Here is a 17,573-nt window from a genome sequence, read left to right on the forward strand (position 1 = left end):
GGTTACTAATTTAAAACATGATGATCAATTATATCTTGAAAAGTAAACTGTAAATTTTTAGGTAATTTATTAGTCTTTGGTAAGACTGCCAAATACCTGTCTTCATTAGTAGTATAAACCCTTTTTATTATGGGATTAAAATTACCTACACGTTCTAAAACTTCTTTTATAAAATCTTCATGATGCGTTAGGTCATTGCTTCCTAGATGGTAAATACCCGTTTTGTTTCTATTGATAAGGTAATGAATTTGTTGAGTAAGCTTATCATCATTGGTGACATTTAATATCAAATTAGGGAATACGTCTACAGGTTCATTTGCTAGAATAGCTTTTTTCATGTCTTTAACTCTAGGGGAACTATTGCCGAATACCATAGGTACTCTTAAGATAGCCATTTTATCTTTCGGCAACCTGAGCAGCATATTTTCAATTTTTATTTTTAGTCTACCATATACACTTTCAGACAAAGTCTTATCCATTTCATAAGATGGATATTTACTGTAAGTATCAAAAACATTGGCAGATGATATAAAGTATATTTTACAGTCTTCTTTAGTAATGTATTCCGCAATATGATTATGTGCAATCACCAGAGCAGCAAAATTCCCTCTTAAAGCTGAAACAATTACCTGTGGTTTAATCTCTTCTAAAACTTCAACGATATCATCTTCTTCTAAATTATAATGTACAAATTGTTTATTAGATGAGTATGAATTTGCAGCATGACAATAGGTGCCATAGGTATCGAAATAATTACAAAGTTCTTTGTAAATCGCATTACCAATGAAACCGCTTCCGCCAAGAATCAATATTTTTTTAGTGTCTAATTTCAAAAAATAGAAAGTTCAGTTTCTGTAGTTAATTTTTCTAAAGCAAGCATTCCTAATTTAGAATTTCCTTTAGGGTTGAGTCCCGGAGACCATGTTGCTACACAGAATTTATTTGGGAGAAAGGCAACGATACCACCGCCAACACCACTTTTGCCAGGTAGTCCAACTTCAAAAGCAAATTCGCCGGCTTCATCATAAAACCCGCAAGTCAACATTATTGCATTAATACGTTTTACCTGAGTTAAAGTTAAGAACGCATTATTTCTTCTACATTTACCATGATTCATAAACATGTAGAACGTATTTGTTAATTGCGCACAACTCATGCTAAGCGAGCATTGATGAAAGTAAAAATCTAATACTACATCTACGTCGTTTTTTAGATTTCCGTAGGATTTTAAAAGGTTAGCAGCTGCAAAATTTCTGAATCCTGTTTGCTTTTCAGACTTTGCTACTTCTACATCATAAGCTATACTATCATCATTCGCAATGTTTTGAACGAAAGCTAAGAATTCTTCCTTAGGATTTTTTAACTGAGAAATCAAAATATCAGCAATGACAATTGCACCAGGATTTATCAACGGATTTCTTGGAATTCCGTTTTCTAATTCTAGCAAAGACAGGTGATTGAAAGGGTCTCCAGAAGGTTCAACATCTACACGTTTCCAAACTTTTTCTCCTATTTTTCCTAATGCCATAGAAAGCGATAAGACCTTCGAGATACTTTGAATAGAAAATTGTTCGTCAGATTTTCCGGCAGAAAAATTATTTTGTTGAATATCTATCAAATGAATACCGAAATTGTCAACATCAATTTTTGCTAATTCAGGTATATAATCTGCAATCTTACCTTTATCCTTTTCATGAGATGCAGCTTCATTAATTGAGGTAAGAATACGTTGAAAATCTATCATTTACTTTTTGTAAAATGGTAATTTAACTATAGTTGCTGGCACAGCATTCTTTCTAATTTGAATATTAATTTTACTGCCAACTTCAGTAAATATTGGCGGAACATAACCTAAGCCGATACCGGTACCCATAGAAGGTGACATCGTACCAGAAGTTACTACGCCTATTGTTTTACCATTACCGTCAACAATATCATAACCGTGTCTAGGTATACCACGTTCATCTAGTTCAAAAGCTACTAACTTTCGTTCTGGTCCGTGTTGTTTTTCTTTTTCTAAAGCTGCGGAGTTGACAAAATCCTTGTTAAATTTAGTTACCCAACCTAAACCAGCTTCAAGCGGAGAGGTATTATCATCAATATCATTACCGTAAAGACAGTATCCCATTTCTAAACGAAGGGTGTCTCTAGCTGCCAATCCTATTGGTTTAATTCCAAAATCTGCTCCGGCTTCAAAAACCTTGTCCCATATTTGTTTTACCTCGTCATTCTTACAGTAAATTTCGAATCCGCCAGAACCGGTATATCCTGTTGCAGAAATAATTACATTATCTACACCTGCAAAATCAGCTACTTCAAAATGATAAAATTTAATATCGGCTAAATTAACAGAAGTTAAAGATTGCATCGCTTCAACAGCTTTAGGACCTTGAATAGCTAAAAGTGAATACCCTTCAGATATATTTTTCATATCTGCTTTAAATTCATCATTGTAAGATGAAATATGATTCCAGTCTTTTTCAATATTTGAAGCGTTGACCACTAGTAAATACTGTTCTTCTTTAATTTTATAAATGATAAGGTCGTCAACAATACCGCCGGTTTCATTAGGTAGGCAACTGTATTGTGCTCTGCCAATAGTCAATTTTGTGGCATCATTAGATGATACTTTTTGAATTAAATCTAAGGCAGTAGGCCCAGAGATTAAAAATTCGCCCATATGCGATACATCAAAAACTCCCACACTTTTACGTACGGTTTCATGTTCAGCATTAACACCTTCGTAAGAAACAGGCATGTTATAACCAGCAAATGGAACCATTTTGGCACCAAGAGATTCGTGAGTTGTGGTAAGCGCAGTATTTTTCATCTTTTTCTATTTATTGGCGATACAAATTTATCGAAAATAAATAGAAGCAAATGTGGCTAAACCTCGAATTAGGAAAATATTGTAACCTTTAATAGCAGACTAAGATTTCAAAAGAAAATCTTTGAGTCCGTCATAGGTTGAAATCTTAATAGATTTTTTAGTTTTTCCCATTACTTTTTGAATCTGTGCTGGAATTTCTAATTTAACATGAAGCGTTTCTTCAACAATATCTAAGAACTTTACAGGGTGTGCCGTTTCTAAGAAAATACCATAAGTATCAGGGTTTTGTTCTTGATATTTTTTCAAGCCCAAGTAGCCGACAGCACCATGAGGATCAGCAATATATCCGTTAATGTTGTAAATTTCCTTTAAGGCTTCTTTTGTTTGATTATCATTAAAAGGATAAGAAGAAAGATTCTCTTTTAGAGCTTCAAAATTATCTTGGAATAAATGTCTTATTCTAATAAAGTTACTAGGGTCACCAACATCCATAGCATTAGAAATAGTAGCAGTAGAAGGTTTAGGAGTATACTCTTTTGTAAGCATAAACTGCGGTACAGTATCGTTCACATTAGTAGAAGCTATAAAGTGCTTTACAGGCATGCCTAAGCGCTGAGCAACTAAACCAGCGCATATATTTCCGAAATTACCGGAAGGTACAGAGAATACAATTTCTTTACCTTTAGATTTCGCCTGTTTGTAAGCAAATAAGAAATAAAATAACTGTGGTAACCAACGAGCAACATTTATAGAATTCGCGGAAGTCAATTTCATATGATCAAGAAGCTCTTTATCTAAAAAGGCATTCTTTACCATTGCTTGGCAATCATCAAAAGTACCATCAACTTCTAAAGCGGTAATATTTTTACCTAGCGTAGTTAATTGTCTTTCTTGAATATCGCTCACTTTTCCGCTAGGGTAAAGTATAACTACGTTCACACCAACAACACCTAAAAAGCCATTAGCAACGGCACCACCAGTATCGCCAGAAGTAGCTACAAGTACGGTCACTTCATTTTTTGTAGACCTAGAAAAATAGCCTAAACATTGTGCCATAAAACGAGCACCAACATCTTTAAATGCCATGGTCGGACCGTGAAAAAGCTCTAGAGTTCCAATATTGGGAGTGATTTCAACTACAGGAAAATCAAAATCTAATACCTCATTTAAAATATCCTTCAATACATCGTCTGGAACAATACCCGATACAAATTGTTGTATTGCCTTAAAAGCAATTTCTTCGTTAGAAAAAGTTTCTATTTTCTCGAAAAAAGAACTTGGTAACGGATTAACTTCTTCCGGAAAATACAAACCTTTATCAGGTGCAATACCATTGACTACGGCAGTATCAAAAGAAACTTCGGGTGCTGTATGATTTAGACTATAGAATTTCAAGCTGAATATTTTTAAATGTTATGAATGTACTGCTGCTGAACTTATAAAAGTTTAACGCCTTCCATATTAATTTTTGATACGTGTATTTCGTAAGCAATACCGATTTTATTGTAAACCGTTTTCATTGCTTCACCTACTTTTAATGCAGTTTCGTTTCCTTTACTAAAAGCAAAAATTGATGGTCCGGATCCAGAGATACCAGAGCCTAAAGCACCAGCTTCTAGAGAAACCTTTTTTACTTCATCAAAACCAGGAATCAATATAGAACGAATAGGCTCTACAATATGATCTTCTAATGAGCGACCAATCAAATCATAGTCCTCTTTAAATAATCCGGCAACTAAGCCACCTACATTACCCCATTGTTTAATTCCGGTTTCCATAGAAATAGTTGTTTTCAGAATCTTTCTAGAATCTGATGTTTTTATTTCTATCTGAGGATGGATTATTGTTACATATAGATCTGACGGTGCAGGAATATCAATAATGTCTAACGGACTGTAACTACGCACCAACGTGAAACCACCAAATAGGGCAGGGGCTACATTATCTGCATGAGCAACATCACTTGCCAAACGTTCGCCTTCCATGGCGAATTTTACCAGTTCGGTTTTACTGAATGGGTTACCCAATAAATGGTTCATTGCCCAAACAGCACCTGCAGCACTTGCAGCGCTACTACCAATACCACTACCAGGTTTTATTTTTTTATTGATTTCAATTTCGAATCCGCCTTCGTAATCAGATGCCAATAAAAAGGCATTACCAGCCACACCGGCAACATTGTTCAAGGTTTCTTTTGGTAAATCTTGTCCAGTCAATTTGGTGATTCTAATCCCTTTTTGAGAAACTTTTCTAACTATCATTTCATCACCGACCGAGTCTAGGGCAACGCCTAGAACATCAAATCCGCATGAAACGTTTGCAACTGTAGCAGGACAAAAAACTTTAATTTCGTTTTGGCTCATAATGAATACTCTTGTTATGGAACTTAGAAATTACCAATTCGTATAATATCTGCAAAAATACCAGACGCTGTTACTGCAGCACCGGCACCAGCACCTTTGATGATCATTGGTTGGTTAGGGTATCTTTCTGTGTAAAAAAGCACGATGTTATCGCTACCTTCTAAATTATAGAAATCATGCCCTTTTGGTATTTCTTGTAAACCTACACTTGCTTTTCCATCATCGAACTGAGCAACATATTTCAATTTGCTATCTGCATTTTTTGCACTAGTGTATAAGGACTGAAAATGAGCTTCATTTTGTATTAAAGAAGCAAAAAATTCATCGTTATTGGCTGTATTTAAACTTTCTTCAGGTAAAAATGGATTGTTGGTAATATCACTGATTTCCAATTGATTTCCGCTCTCACGAGCTAAGATTAAAATTTTACGCATTACATCAACGCCACTTAAATCTATTTTTGGATCAGGTTCTGTATATCCCTCTTCTTGAGCTTGTTTTACCACATCGTGAAAGGTGGTTTTATCATTGAAGTTATTGAAAACAAAGTTTAAACTTCCAGAAAGAACTGCTTGAATTTTAAGAATTTTATCTCCCGATGCAATAAGGTGTTTTAAAGTATCAATTATAGGTAGACCAGCGCCCACATTAGTTTCGAATAAGAAAGGAGCGTTATATGTTCTTGCTAAAGATTTTAGATGTGAATAGTTTTCAAAAGCAGAAGAACAAGCAATTTTATTACAAGTAACTACAGAAATACTATTACCTAAATATTCGCTGTACGTTTTAGAAACCTCTTCACTTGCTGTATTATCAACAAAGATGCTATTTCTATAGTTTAGACTATTTACTAATTCTAAAAATTTAACCTTGTCGGCTTTTTCACCTGCCGCAAGTTTTGCTGACCAATCATTTAAGTCTATCCCTTTTTCATCAAAAAGCATAGTTCTAGAGTTGGACATTCCTATTACTCTAATGTTTAATTTTAAATTTTCTTTTAAGAATTTACGTTGCTCTTTAATTTGCTCCAGAAATTTAGCGCCTACATTACCAACACCCATTACAAATAGGTTTAATTGTTTAATGTTTTCTTCAAAAAATTCTTCATGCAAGGCATTCAGTGCTTTTTTGACATCCTTTTCATCTATAATACAAGAAATATTTCTTTCAGAAGCACCTTGGGCAATCACCCTAATATTAACATTGTTTTTACCAAGGGTGCTGAACATTTTACCGCTCAATCCTTGATGGCTTTTCATATTATCACCTACTAAGGCAACAATTGCTAAATCTTTTTCGGGCAATACTTCTTTTATACGACCTCTTTCAATTTCATATTCAAAAGCTTCATTTACAATATTTACTGCCTTTTCAACATCATTGGCAGAAATACCAACACAGATAGAATGCTCAGAAGATGCTTGTGTAATTAAAACCACACTAATATCTGCTTGAGAAAGAACTTCGAAAAATCGTTTTGAAATTCCTGGTATGCCTACCATTCCCGGTCCTTCTAAAGAAAGCAACGCAATATTGCCAATATGGCTGATACCACGAACGGTCTTTCCTTTTTCATTTTTAGATTTTGTAATTAATGTACCAGCTTCAGCAGGGCTAAAAGTGTTCTTAATGACAATAGATATCCCTTTCGATAATACAGGTTGTATAGTAGGTGGGTAAAGTACTTTAGCGCCAAAATGAGACAGCTCCATAGCTTCCTCATATGAAATATGCGGAATAGCTTTTGCTTGCTTTACCATTTTTGGGTTCGCAGTATACATACCACTAACATCTGTCCAAATTTCTAAAACATCTGCATCAATAGCAGCAGCATATATTGCTGCAGTATAATCAGAACCACCTCTGCCAAGAGTAGTAGATACTCCTTCTTCTGAAGTAGCTATAAACCCTGGGCAAACGGTTACTTTCTTATTTGAAGCTTTGAAATAATCTACGCAGTTAGCATTAGTTTTTTCAAAGTTTACCACGTTCTTACCGTTAAGCTTATGTGTAATAATGAGCTCTCTACTATCTTTAAATTCAGCGTCTAATTTTTCGCTAACAAGGTATTCGCTAATAATGTAAGAAGAAAGAAGTTCGCCGTAGCTTACTATTTTGTCGGATAATTTTGGCGTTATTTCTCCGATAAAATAAGCACCTTCTAAAAGCGTTTCTAATACGTTAAACTCGCTTTTAACTTTGCTAAGTACTTTGCTTTGTGCCGTTACAGGTATTAATTCTTTAATGGTAGAAAGATGTCTTTCTTCTAATGTGCTAAGAATTTCTTTGTAAGATTGATCTTGGGTAGAAGCTAATGATCCAGCTTCTAATAATAGATCTGTTACACCGCCTAAAGCTGAAACAACCAGAATAATAGGGTCGTTGTACTTAGAGATGATATTTTTAATTTTAATTATATTTTCAGGTTTGGCTACAGATGAGCCACCGAATTTTAGAACTTTCATGTTGTGAAATATTGACTTTGTAATTTAAGATATGGTGTAATTAAACACGGGTACGGAGAAAGATTGTTTTTAACCCCAAAGGGTGAAACATGCCGTAGCTGTACCATAAGTAATAGTAGCTGAAGTGAAATCGAATGTTATGTCTGTTTTATAGCAGTCCATAAATACTAATGGTTGAAAATCAAATGTAGTACATTTGGTATCTTAATCAAATGATTCCACAATTTTTTACGGAATCGTTACTTTTTAGCTGTAAAAAAAATAAAGAATGAAATTATATAGTGCAAAACAGATTTATAAGGCAGATCAGATTTCTATTAAAAAAGAGGAAATAGGCAGTAATGAATTAATGGAACGCGCAGCCTTGCAGCTCTTCAATTGGATACATTTGCGTATGCAGGGTGCACCTGTAAAAATACATTTATTCTGTGGTATTGGTAATAACGGGGGAGATGGTATTGCTCTTGCCAGACATCTTGTAGATCACGGTTATAATGTAGAAGTGTATGTTATTAATTATAGTGAGAAGCGCTCAAAAGATTTTCTAATAAATTTAGATAGACTGAAAGATCGTAAGGTATGGCCACATTTTATGAATTCTGATGATGAACTACCAGAAATTGGTAGGGATGATATTATTGTAGATGGAATTTTCGGAATAGGATTAAATAGAACACCAGAAGCATGGGTGGTTAAGGTAATTCAGTATTTAAATAATTCTCAGGCATTTATTCTTTCTATTGATATTCCTTCGGGACTATTCACTGATCAAGGTCCAGAAGATTTTGATGCTATTATAAAATCTAATTTTGTATTGAGTTTTCAAACTCCGAAACTGATATTTTTCTTACCAGAAACAGGAAAGTACATAGATCAGTGGGAAGTTTTAGATATCGGACTTGATCCAGAATATTTAAGAGTTACGGAAACCGATTATGAATTAATAGGAAAGAATGAGGTACTTACCATGTACAAGCCACGTGAGAAATACGGGCATAAAGGTACTTACGGGCATTCATTAATAATTGGTGGTAGTTATGGTAAAATGGGCTCTGTTTGTCTGTCGTCTAAAGCTGCGCTTTATTCAGGTAGCGGTTTAGTAACGTCTTTTGTTCCAAGAATAGGTTATAACATTTTGCAGACCTCATTACCAGAAATTATGGTTTTAACCGATGCTAATGAAAATGAGCTAACGGATATAAAGTTTGATTTAGAGCCGTCAGTTATTGGAGTAGGTATCGGAATAGGAACTAGTGAGACAACCGTTAAAGCTTTATCTGGTTTTCTAAAAAGTAATAAGCTGCCATTGGTACTTGATGCCGATGCACTTAATATTCTTTCTAAGCATAAAGATTTATTAAAAGAATTACCAGAAGATTCTATTTTGACTCCGCATCCAAAAGAACTGGAACGTTTGATAGGAAAATGGAAAGACGATTTCGATAAACTTGCGAAAGTCAAGAAATTTTCAAAAAAATATAAATGTATTGTTGTAATTAAAGGTGCGCATACTGTAATAGTACACAACACAAAAGGTTATGTGAACACAACTGGTAACCCAGGTATGGCTACAGCAGGTAGTGGTGATGTGTTGACCGGTATAATTACAGGTCTAAGAGCTCAAGGTTATTCTGCTTTAGATGCAGCAATATTCGGAGTCTACTTGCATGGTAGAGCAGGTGATATTGCGGTAGAATCTACAGGTTTTCAATCTTTAACAGCATCGCATCTAATAGATAATTTAGCTGGTGCGTATTTAGATTTATTTAAAATGCCCGAACAACCTGTAGTAGAAGAAGAAAATCAACCTAGTTGATTTTCTTTTAAGAGTTAACTCTTCTTTTTACCCATTTTAAAGCATTATCAAATTCAATGAAAAACTTCATTGGTTTTTTGTAAAACAATTTTTCAATCTTAAAGTTATGCATGTCAATTTCTTTGACAGAAACAATAGCAAAAGCTTTAAGGTTGTCTAGTTGTTTTAGATAGTTGTAAATGGTAGGGTCGATTGCAAATGAATTTTTGCGCAGACTTATAAAACCAAAGTTTTTATCTCTAAAGTGAATTTCAGATATACCAATAATTTGATAAGCTCTTTCTAAAGTTAATGTAGCTCCCTCATCAAAGATGGATACCATGTAGTTATCATATACTTGAATTTTTCCTGTTTCTAATTCGTATTCCCTTACAATTACCTTCTTTTTGGTAGATCCAATCTTCATTCTATTCGTATTAATATAGTGTGTCTGAAGCGAAAATATAAGGAACTAGATTCTCTGAGTAAATTTTTAGTTTAAACGCGAAAATATCGTTCATACTGCGTATGGCTACTATTCAATGTGTTTTAATTCTTACAATAAAAAATGAATTGTACGAAAAAGGAGCCCTATGTAGGGCTCCTTTTTTATATTCCAGTAAAGTGTAAATACCTATGTTTTAGGCGATTCTTCCTCCGCTTTTTCAATTTTAATAGTCAATTCTTCACTTTTCTTGTCAAGATCGATATAAATGCTATCTCCCTCTTTAAGTTTAGAATTTACTATTTCTTCCGCAAGGGCATCTTCAATATATTTCTGAATTGCTCTTTTAAGCGGTCTAGCTCCGTACTGTTTGTCAAAGCCTTTCTCTGCGATATAGTCTTTAGCTTCATCCGTAAGGTTCAAGTGGTAACCAATATCTTTGATTCTCTTGAACAACTTAGCCAGTTCAATATCTATAATCTTATGTATGTCTTCTCTCTCTAATGCATTAAATACGATTACATCATCAATTCTATTTAAGAATTCAGGAGCAAAAGCTTTCTTTAAAGCATTTTCGATAACACCTTTTTGATGTGAGTCTTCTTGTGACTTTTTGGCAGAAGTACCGAAACCGACACCTTGACCAAAGTCTTTTAATTGTCGTGCGCCAATATTAGAAGTCATTATTATAATGGTATTTCTAAAATCGATTTTGCGACCAAGACTATCTGTTAAGAAGCCATCATCCAATACTTGTAAAAGCATATTGAATACATCAGGATGAGCTTTTTCAACTTCATCAAGCAGAATTACAGAGTAAGGTTTTCTTCTAACTTTCTCAGTTAATTGACCACCTTCTTCGTAACCAACGTACCCTGGAGGAGCACCAACTAATCTAGAGATGGCAAACTTCTCCATATACTCACTCATATCTATACGAATAAGTGCGTCTTCAGAATCAAAAAGTTCTTTAGCCAATACTTTAGCTAGTTGTGTTTTACCAACACCTGTCTGTCCTAAAAATATAAACGAACCAATCGGCTTGTTAGGATCTTTAAGTCCAGCTCTATTACGTTGAATTGCTTTAGAAACTTTAGCGACAGCTTCGTCTTGTCCGATTACGTTCGATTTTATAAGATCTGGTAATCCGGCTAACTTGTTACTTTCTGTTTGTGCAATTCTATTAACAGGAATTCCACTCATCATAGAAACTACATCGGCAACATTATCTTCGCTTACAGTTTCTTTGTTAAGTTTACTGTCATCTTCCCAACGTTCTTGAGCGATAGCAAGTTCCTTTTCTAGACTTTTCTCGTCATCACGTAGTTTAGCAGCTTCTTCATATTTCTGCTTTTTAACAACGCTGTTCTTAAGTTCGCGTACATCTTCTAATTTCTTTTCCAACTCAAGAATTTGTTTCGGAACGTCCATATTAACGATGTGCACACGAGAGCCAGCTTCGTCAAGAGCATCAATAGCCTTGTCTGGTAAAAAACGATCAGTCATGTACCTACTTGTTAATTTAACACAAGCTTCAATAGCCTCGTCAGTGTAGGTTACATTGTGGTGATCTTCATATTTACCTTTAATGTTATGTAAAATTTCAATCGTCTCGTCAATAGTAGTTGGTTCAACAATTACTTTTTGAAAACGTCTTTCTAAAGCACCATCTTTTTCAATATACTGTCTGTACTCATCAAGGGTAGTGGCGCCAATACATTGAATTTCACCTCTTGCCAATGCTGGTTTGAACATGTTAGAAGCATCTAAACTTCCAGTAGCTCCACCTGCACCTACAATAGTATGAATTTCATCAATAAATAAAATGACATCATCATTCTTTTCTAGCTCGTTCATTACTGCCTTCATTCGCTCTTCGAACTGTCCACGGTATTTTGTACCGGCAACTAAAGAAGCAAGATCAAGAGTAACAACTCTTTTGTTGTAAAGAATTCTAGAAACTTTTTTGTCAATTATACGTAAGGCAAGACCTTCTGCAATGGCACTTTTACCAACACCTGGCTCACCTATAAGTAATGGGTTGTTCTTTTTTCTTCTACTAAGAATCTGAGAAACCCTTTCTATTTCTTTTTCTCTACCAACAACAGGGTCTAGTTTATTTTCTTCTGCCATTTGAGTAAGGTCTCTACCAAAATTATCTAATACCGGAGTTTTAGATTTTTTTGCACCTTTCTGGCTAGAAGCAGCACCAAAAGTGCTTTCCTTACCTTCGTTTGTGTCTTCAGAATCACTAGGAAAAGATTCGGCCGTTGGGCCATCTACCATATCGTCGTCGCTTGTAATCATAAATTTAAACTGTTCCTTGACGCCATCATAATCAACTTTTAATTTATGTAAAAGCTTTGTAGTAGGGTCGTTTTCATTTCTAAGAATACAAAGTAAGAGGTGAGCGGTATTAATAGAAGAACTTTGAAAAAGTTTAGCTTCTAAAAATGTTGTTTTTAATGCACGCTCTGCTTGTCTTGTTAAGTGCAAGTTCTTTTTATCTTTTTGTACGCCACTAGCGTTTGGGTTAGAAGGGCTAAGTATTTCTACTTTTCTACGTAGGTGTTCCAGATCAACTTCTAAAGCATCTAAAATGCTTATAGCCTTCCCGTTTCCATCTCTAAGAAGCCCTAGCATGAGGTGCTCGGTACCGATAAAATCGTGACCAAGTCGCAATGCTTCCTCCTTGCTATAAGCAATTACATCCTTTACTCTTGGGGAAAAATTATCATCCATATACTATATTATCTTCTATAAAATTACTAAATATGATTCAATCAATGGCAAATACCGTACCTATAATCGTTAAAGTTATTGTAAAACCCATTAAATGTGCGACTCTGAGCACGAAAATGAGCGTATATAATGGAAATTAACATTTATTGGGCATGTGTTAATAAAATTTGATATAATTAAAACGACTTAGTCTTTAAACGCTTAGGATTTAAGTATATTGGCATGCTTTTTTACTAATTAAAAAACATAAGATTTTAAGATGGCTGACGGTGAAAAATTGATTCCCATTAACATTGAAGACGAAATGAAATCTGCTTACATTGATTATTCAATGTCGGTCATTGTGTCACGAGCCCTGCCAGATGTCAGGGATGGTTTAAAACCCGTGCACAGAAGAGTTCTTTTTGGAATGCATGAATTAGGGGTTAGAAGTAATAGCTCGCATAAAAAATCTGCCCGTATTGTGGGTGAGGTTCTTGGTAAGTATCACCCGCATGGTGATACTTCTGTATATGATGCCATGGTTCGTATGGCGCAAGAATGGAGTCTACGGTATATGCTTGTAGATGGTCAAGGTAACTTTGGTTCTGTTGATGGTGATAGCCCTGCAGCGATGCGTTATACGGAGGCCCGTATGCGTAAGATTGCAGATGATATGCTTATCGATATTGAAAAGGAAACTGTAGATTATCAATTGAATTTTGATGATTCTTTGAAAGAGCCTACTGTTCTACCTACTAGGGTTCCTGCTTTATTGGTTAATGGAGCATCTGGTATTGCTGTAGGTATGGCTACCAATATGCCTCCGCATAATTTAGCGGAAGTCATTGATGGTACTGTTGCGTATATCGACAATAATGATATTGAAATAGATGAGTTGATTACGCATATTAAAGCGCCAGATTTTCCAACGGGAGGTATTATTTATGGCTATGATGGTGTAAAAGAAGCTTTTCATACAGGAAGAGGGCGTGTAAAAATGCGTGCTAAAGCAACTTTTGAAGAAGTTCAGGGTCGTGAATGTATCGTTGTTACTGAAATACCTTATCAGGTCAACAAGGCTGACATGATCAAGAAAACTGCGGATCTTGTTAATGACAAAAAATTGGAGGGTATATCCAATATTAGAGATGAATCTGACCGTAACGGTATGCGTATCGTCTACATCTTAAAAAGAGATGCTATCCCTAATATCGTTTTAAATATGCTGTTCAAGTATACGGCATTACAAACTTCTTTCAGTGTTAATAACATTGCCCTGGTTAAGGGTAGACCTCAGTTATTGAACGTGAAAGAAATGATTCATTATTTCGTTGAGCATCGTCATGAAGTTGTAGTTAGGCGTACACAGTTTGAATTAAAGAAAGCTGAAGATCGTGCACATATATTAGAAGGATTAATTATTGCTTCTGATAATATTGATGAGGTAATTGCGATAATAAGAGCTTCAAATAATGCTGATGAGGCAAGAGCAAACTTAATTGAACGTTTTAAGTTAAGTGAAATTCAAGCCAAGGCGATTGTAGAAATGCGATTACGTCAACTTACTGGTTTAGAGCAAGACAAGCTTAGAACCGAGTATGATGAGATAATGCTTCTTATTGCTGATTTAAAAGATATTCTTGAGAAAAAGGAGCGAAGAATGCAAATTATAAAAGATGAGCTTCTTGAGATTAAAGATAAATATGGTGACGAGAGAAGATCTGTAATTAACATTGCAGGTGGTGATCTTAGTATGGAAGATATGATACCAGATGAGCAAGTTGTAATCACAATTTCTCATGCCGGTTACATTAAGAGAACTCCATTAACAGAATACAAAACTCAAAATAGAGGTGGAGTTGGTCAAAAAGCATCTTCTACAAGAAATGAAGATTTCTTAGAGCATTTGTTCGTTGGTACCAATCACCAATATATGTTATTCTTTACGCAAAAAGGAAAATGTTTCTGGATGCGTGTATTCGAAATACCGGAAGGAAGTAGAACATCTAAGGGTAGGGCGATACAGAATCTTATAAATATTGAACAAGATGATAGTGTAAAAGCATTCATTTGTACACAAGATTTAAAAGATGAGGAGTATATCAATGCGCATTATGTTATTATGGCAACTAAGAAAGGTGTTGTTAAGAAAACATCTTTAGAGCAATATTCTAGACCACGTCAAAATGGTATTAATGCAATTACCGTTCGTGATGGTGATGAATTGCTAGAAGCTAAATTAACTACTGGTTCAAGTGAAATTTTCTTAGGACTTAAATCTGGTAAAGCTATTCGTTTTGAAGAAAGTAAGACGAGGCCAATGGGTAGAAATGCTTCTGGTGTTCGTGGTATTACTTTAGCGAATGATGACGATGAAGTAATTGGAATGGTATCGGTACATAATTTTGAAGATGAAATATTGGTTGTTTCTGAAAAAGGTTATGGTAAACGTTCAAGCATTGAAGATTACAGAGTTACCAATAGAGGAGGTAAAGGAGTTAAGACTATTAGTGTAACCGACAAAACTGGTGGACTGGTAGCTATTAAAAACGTTACCGATTCTGATGATTTAATGATTATCAATAAATCTGGAATTGCAATACGTATGAGCGTAGAAGATTTACGTGTAATGGGTAGAGCAACACAAGGTGTTAGATTGATAAATATTAAAGGTAATGACTCTATTGCAGCAGTTGCAAAGGTTATGAAAGATGAAGATGATTTGGAAGAATCAGAAATACTTGATATTGAGGTAGATGCTGAAAATGGCACGGAGATTGATAATTCTGAATCTGAAGAAGGTGCGGAGACTGATAATTCTGAAACTGAAGATTAAGTATCAAAAATTTTAAACACTAATAATTAATATATTAAAGATGAAAAATAGATTATTACTTGTAGCAGCCCTATCATTTACAATGATTGGTTTTGCTCAAAAAAATGAAATCAAAGCTGCAGAAAAGGCTTTGAAGTCAGGTGATGCCGCTACGGCGCAAACTGCTCTTGAGGCTGCATCTGGTACTATTGCTGCTGCAGATGAGAAAACGCAAGCGCAATATTATTTCACTAGAGGTAAAATTTATAGTGATTTGGCTAAAAAAGGAAATAACGATGCATTTGAAAAATCTGCAACTTCTTTCAAAAAGGTTATAGAATTAGAAGAAGCTTCAGGAAAGCAAAAATATACTGCTGAAACAAACCAATACATGGCGTCTTTAACGGCTGACCTTGTAAACTCTGCTGTTAGTGATAATGGTAATAGTAAGTTTAAAGAAGCTGCTGAGAAGTTGTACATGAGCTACACACTTAGTCCAAAAGATACTTCTTATTTATACTATGCAGCAGGTAGTGCTGTAAATGGTGGTCATTATGAAATGGCATTAGATTACTATGATAAACTACAAGAGGTAGGTTATGATGGTAGTGCAGTAGTATATAAAGCTACAAACGCAACTTCTGGTGAGGTTGAAGAAATGGATAAGGTTCAACGTGATCTTATGGTAAAATCAGGTACGTATTCAAACCCGGTAGATGAGAAAACTCCATCTAAAAAAGCTGAGATTGTTAAGAATACAGCTTTGATCTATACGCAACTAGGTCAAGATGAAAAAGCTTTAGAGGCTTATCAGGCAGCTAGAAAAAATGATCCAGAAGATGTAAATCTTATTCTAAATGAAGCAAACTTATATTTCAAGCAAGGAAATAAGGATAAGTTCAAAGAATTGATGGCTCAAGCAATCGCTTTGGCTCCAGATAATCCAGATTTACATTATAACGTTGGTGTAATTAGCATGGAACAAGATAACTATGCAGATGCACGTGTATCTTATAAGAAAGCTATTGAAATTGATCCTAAGTATACTAATGCATATTTAAATCTTTCTACGACATATGTTAATGAAGGTAATGCATTAATCGATGAAATGAATTCATTAGGTAACTCTAGAGCTGATATTGCAAAATATGATGAGCTTAAAGAGAAAAAAGATGGTTTGTTTAAGCAAGGTGCTGATGTTTTAGAAGATGCGTTGAAAAACAATCCTGAAAGTGAAAATATCATGTCTCAGCTTAAGAACATTTACGGAGCTATGGGTGATACTGAAAACTTCACTAAAATGAAGAAGATGTTAGGTGAGTAATTACAAACCCAACAATAAAATAAAAGGCCCTTATTAAGGGCCTTTTTTTATACTACTTTTTTAATAACCCGTAATTGATGGGTGTATGTTCTAAGGTCATTATTAAAAATACCTGTATGGTCTAAGCGGTCAACCCTAACTTTTCCGTTAACATGAATAACATAGTTGTTTTCCATAATAATACCAACATGATCAATTTCACCATTGGCGTTATCAAAAAAAGCTAAATCACCAGCTTCACTTTCTTCTACAAAACTAAGGGCTGTGCCCTGTGTAGATTGCTCTTTTGCAGTTCGTAAAAGGCTATATCCGTTAATTTTATAGACTATTTGAGCGAATCCGGCACTATCGATGCCAAAAGGTGATTTTCCTCCTCTCAATTCTGGAGAATTTAAATAGAGCAATGAAGTTTTAACTAAATTCTCTTTAGGCTGTTGGTCACTTAAAAGTTTACCTTCAAAATTAACCGACAATGACGGAGTGTTAGCAATACAAGACCCTATAAGAATAGGGGTAAGTATTTGATTAGCATCTTCAACATACGATACTAACTCAGTAACATAGCTCTTATTTTTATGTGCCTGAATGTCATTAAACTCATCTTCAGGTATAAAAAACAATTGGCTATTCATTATCCAGCCTTCACACTTGTCGAAAATGGTTTTTATTCTAGACCAATTTTTTCGGCATTCCAAAATCTTAAAGTGCTCTCCAAATAGAAGTTGCGTAACTAATTCAGCTACTTCATCTGACGTACTTCTAACAGGAATAATGCTTAACTGACAAATACCGTATTGCATGCAATTTTTTTA

General features: G+C 34.8%; 12 protein-coding genes. 3 read left to right on the forward strand and 9 right to left on the reverse strand.

All coding sequences use genetic code 11. From position 1 onward, the window contains the following. Positions 1-5 precede the first annotated feature (5 nt). From QSV08_RS01590 to thrA, 6 genes are all read right to left on the reverse strand, one after another. A complete protein-coding gene (locus QSV08_RS01590) occupies positions 6-833 on the reverse strand; it encodes a sugar nucleotide-binding protein (RefSeq protein ID WP_324025971.1) in 828 nt (275 codons plus the stop codon). Beyond that, on the reverse strand, positions 830-1,744 hold the full coding sequence (locus QSV08_RS01595; RefSeq protein WP_324025973.1) for a glutaminase: 915 nt from the start codon (positions 1,742-1,744) through the stop codon (positions 830-832). Before QSV08_RS01595 ends, QSV08_RS01590 begins: the two co-directional genes overlap by 4 nt. After that, complete coding sequence (gene gcvT, locus QSV08_RS01600; RefSeq protein WP_324025975.1) at positions 1,745-2,830, reverse strand: glycine cleavage system aminomethyltransferase GcvT; 1,086 nt, start codon at positions 2,828-2,830, stop codon at positions 1,745-1,747. Positions 2,831-2,929: 99 nt separating this feature from the next. Further along, a complete protein-coding gene (gene thrC, locus QSV08_RS01605; protein WP_324025977.1) occupies positions 2,930-4,225 on the reverse strand; it encodes a threonine synthase in 1,296 nt (431 codons plus the stop codon). 41 nt (positions 4,226-4,266) lie between these two features. Continuing rightward, the gene (locus QSV08_RS01610; RefSeq protein ID WP_324025979.1) at positions 4,267-5,193 is read right to left on the reverse strand and encodes a homoserine kinase; all 927 of its coding nucleotides are present in this window, start codon (positions 5,191-5,193) and stop codon (positions 4,267-4,269) included. 23 nt (positions 5,194-5,216) lie between these two features. Continuing rightward, complete coding sequence (thrA, locus tag QSV08_RS01615) at positions 5,217-7,658, reverse strand: bifunctional aspartate kinase/homoserine dehydrogenase I (protein WP_324025981.1); 2,442 nt, start codon at positions 7,656-7,658, stop codon at positions 5,217-5,219. Between the two features lie 268 nt (positions 7,659-7,926). Between thrA and QSV08_RS01620 the strand changes: the two genes are divergently transcribed. Then, positions 7,927-9,474: an NAD(P)H-hydrate dehydratase gene (locus QSV08_RS01620; RefSeq protein WP_324025983.1), complete on the forward strand. Its 1,548-nt coding sequence runs from the start codon at positions 7,927-7,929 to the stop codon at positions 9,472-9,474. A 7-nt stretch (positions 9,475-9,481) separates the two neighbouring features. Here the strand turns inward: QSV08_RS01620 and QSV08_RS01625 are convergent, their stop codons facing one another. Both QSV08_RS01625 and QSV08_RS01630 read right to left on the reverse strand, forming a co-directional pair. Next, a complete protein-coding gene (locus QSV08_RS01625; RefSeq protein ID WP_073245582.1) occupies positions 9,482-9,880 on the reverse strand; it encodes an STAS/SEC14 domain-containing protein in 399 nt (132 codons plus the stop codon). Between the two features lie 207 nt (positions 9,881-10,087). Beyond that, positions 10,088-12,640 (reverse strand): ATP-dependent Clp protease ATP-binding subunit, encoded by a 2,553-nt coding sequence (locus QSV08_RS01630; protein ID WP_324025985.1) that lies wholly within the window; start codon positions 12,638-12,640, stop codon positions 10,088-10,090. Between the two features lie 259 nt (positions 12,641-12,899). Here QSV08_RS01630 and gyrA point away from each other — a divergent pair, with 259 nt between their 5' ends. Both gyrA and QSV08_RS01640 read left to right on the forward strand, forming a co-directional pair. Further along, entirely contained in the window at positions 12,900-15,458 is a 2,559-nt protein-coding gene (gene gyrA, locus QSV08_RS01635) for a DNA gyrase subunit A (protein ID WP_324025987.1), read from the forward strand. A gap of 40 nt (positions 15,459-15,498) precedes the next feature. Beyond that, positions 15,499-16,761, forward strand: coding sequence for a tetratricopeptide repeat protein (locus QSV08_RS01640; RefSeq protein ID WP_324025989.1), 1,263 nt, complete (start codon positions 15,499-15,501; stop codon positions 16,759-16,761). Positions 16,762-16,808: 47 nt separating this feature from the next. Here QSV08_RS01640 and QSV08_RS01645 read toward each other — a convergent pair whose 3' ends face one another. Beyond that, positions 16,809-17,561, reverse strand: a complete 753-nt coding sequence (locus QSV08_RS01645; protein ID WP_324025991.1) for an NlpC/P60 family protein — start codon at positions 17,559-17,561, stop codon at positions 16,809-16,811. Positions 17,562-17,573 lie beyond the last annotated feature (12 nt).

The sequence above is a fragment of the Maribacter sp. BPC-D8 genome (assembly GCF_035207705.1).
GTDB lineage: Bacteria > Bacteroidota > Bacteroidia > Flavobacteriales > Flavobacteriaceae > Maribacter.

Excerpts from the sequence above, each read along its gene's own strand:
- QSV08_RS01625 (WP_073245582.1), bottom strand. The coding sequence starts at position 9,880 with ATGAAGATTGGATCTACCAAAAAGAAGGTAATTGTAAGGGAATACGAA.
- QSV08_RS01620 (WP_324025983.1), top strand. The coding sequence starts at position 7,927 with ATGAAATTATATAGTGCAAAACAGATTTATAAGGCAGATCAGATTTCT.
- QSV08_RS01610 (WP_324025979.1), bottom strand. The coding sequence starts at position 5,193 with ATGAGCCAAAACGAAATTAAAGTTTTTTGTCCTGCTACAGTTGCAAAC.
- QSV08_RS01640 (WP_324025989.1), top strand. The coding sequence starts at position 15,499 with ATGAAAAATAGATTATTACTTGTAGCAGCCCTATCATTTACAATGATT.
- QSV08_RS01630 (WP_324025985.1), bottom strand. The coding sequence starts at position 12,640 with ATGGATGATAATTTTTCCCCAAGAGTAAAGGATGTAATTGCTTATAGC.
- gcvT (WP_324025975.1), bottom strand. The coding sequence starts at position 2,830 with ATGAAAAATACTGCGCTTACCACAACTCACGAATCTCTTGGTGCCAAA.
- QSV08_RS01645 (WP_324025991.1), bottom strand. The coding sequence starts at position 17,561 with ATGCAATACGGTATTTGTCAGTTAAGCATTATTCCTGTTAGAAGTACG.
- thrA (WP_324025981.1), bottom strand. The coding sequence starts at position 7,658 with ATGAAAGTTCTAAAATTCGGTGGCTCATCTGTAGCCAAACCTGAAAAT.
- gyrA (WP_324025987.1), top strand. The coding sequence starts at position 12,900 with ATGGCTGACGGTGAAAAATTGATTCCCATTAACATTGAAGACGAAATG.
- QSV08_RS01595 (WP_324025973.1), bottom strand. The coding sequence starts at position 1,744 with ATGATAGATTTTCAACGTATTCTTACCTCAATTAATGAAGCTGCATCT.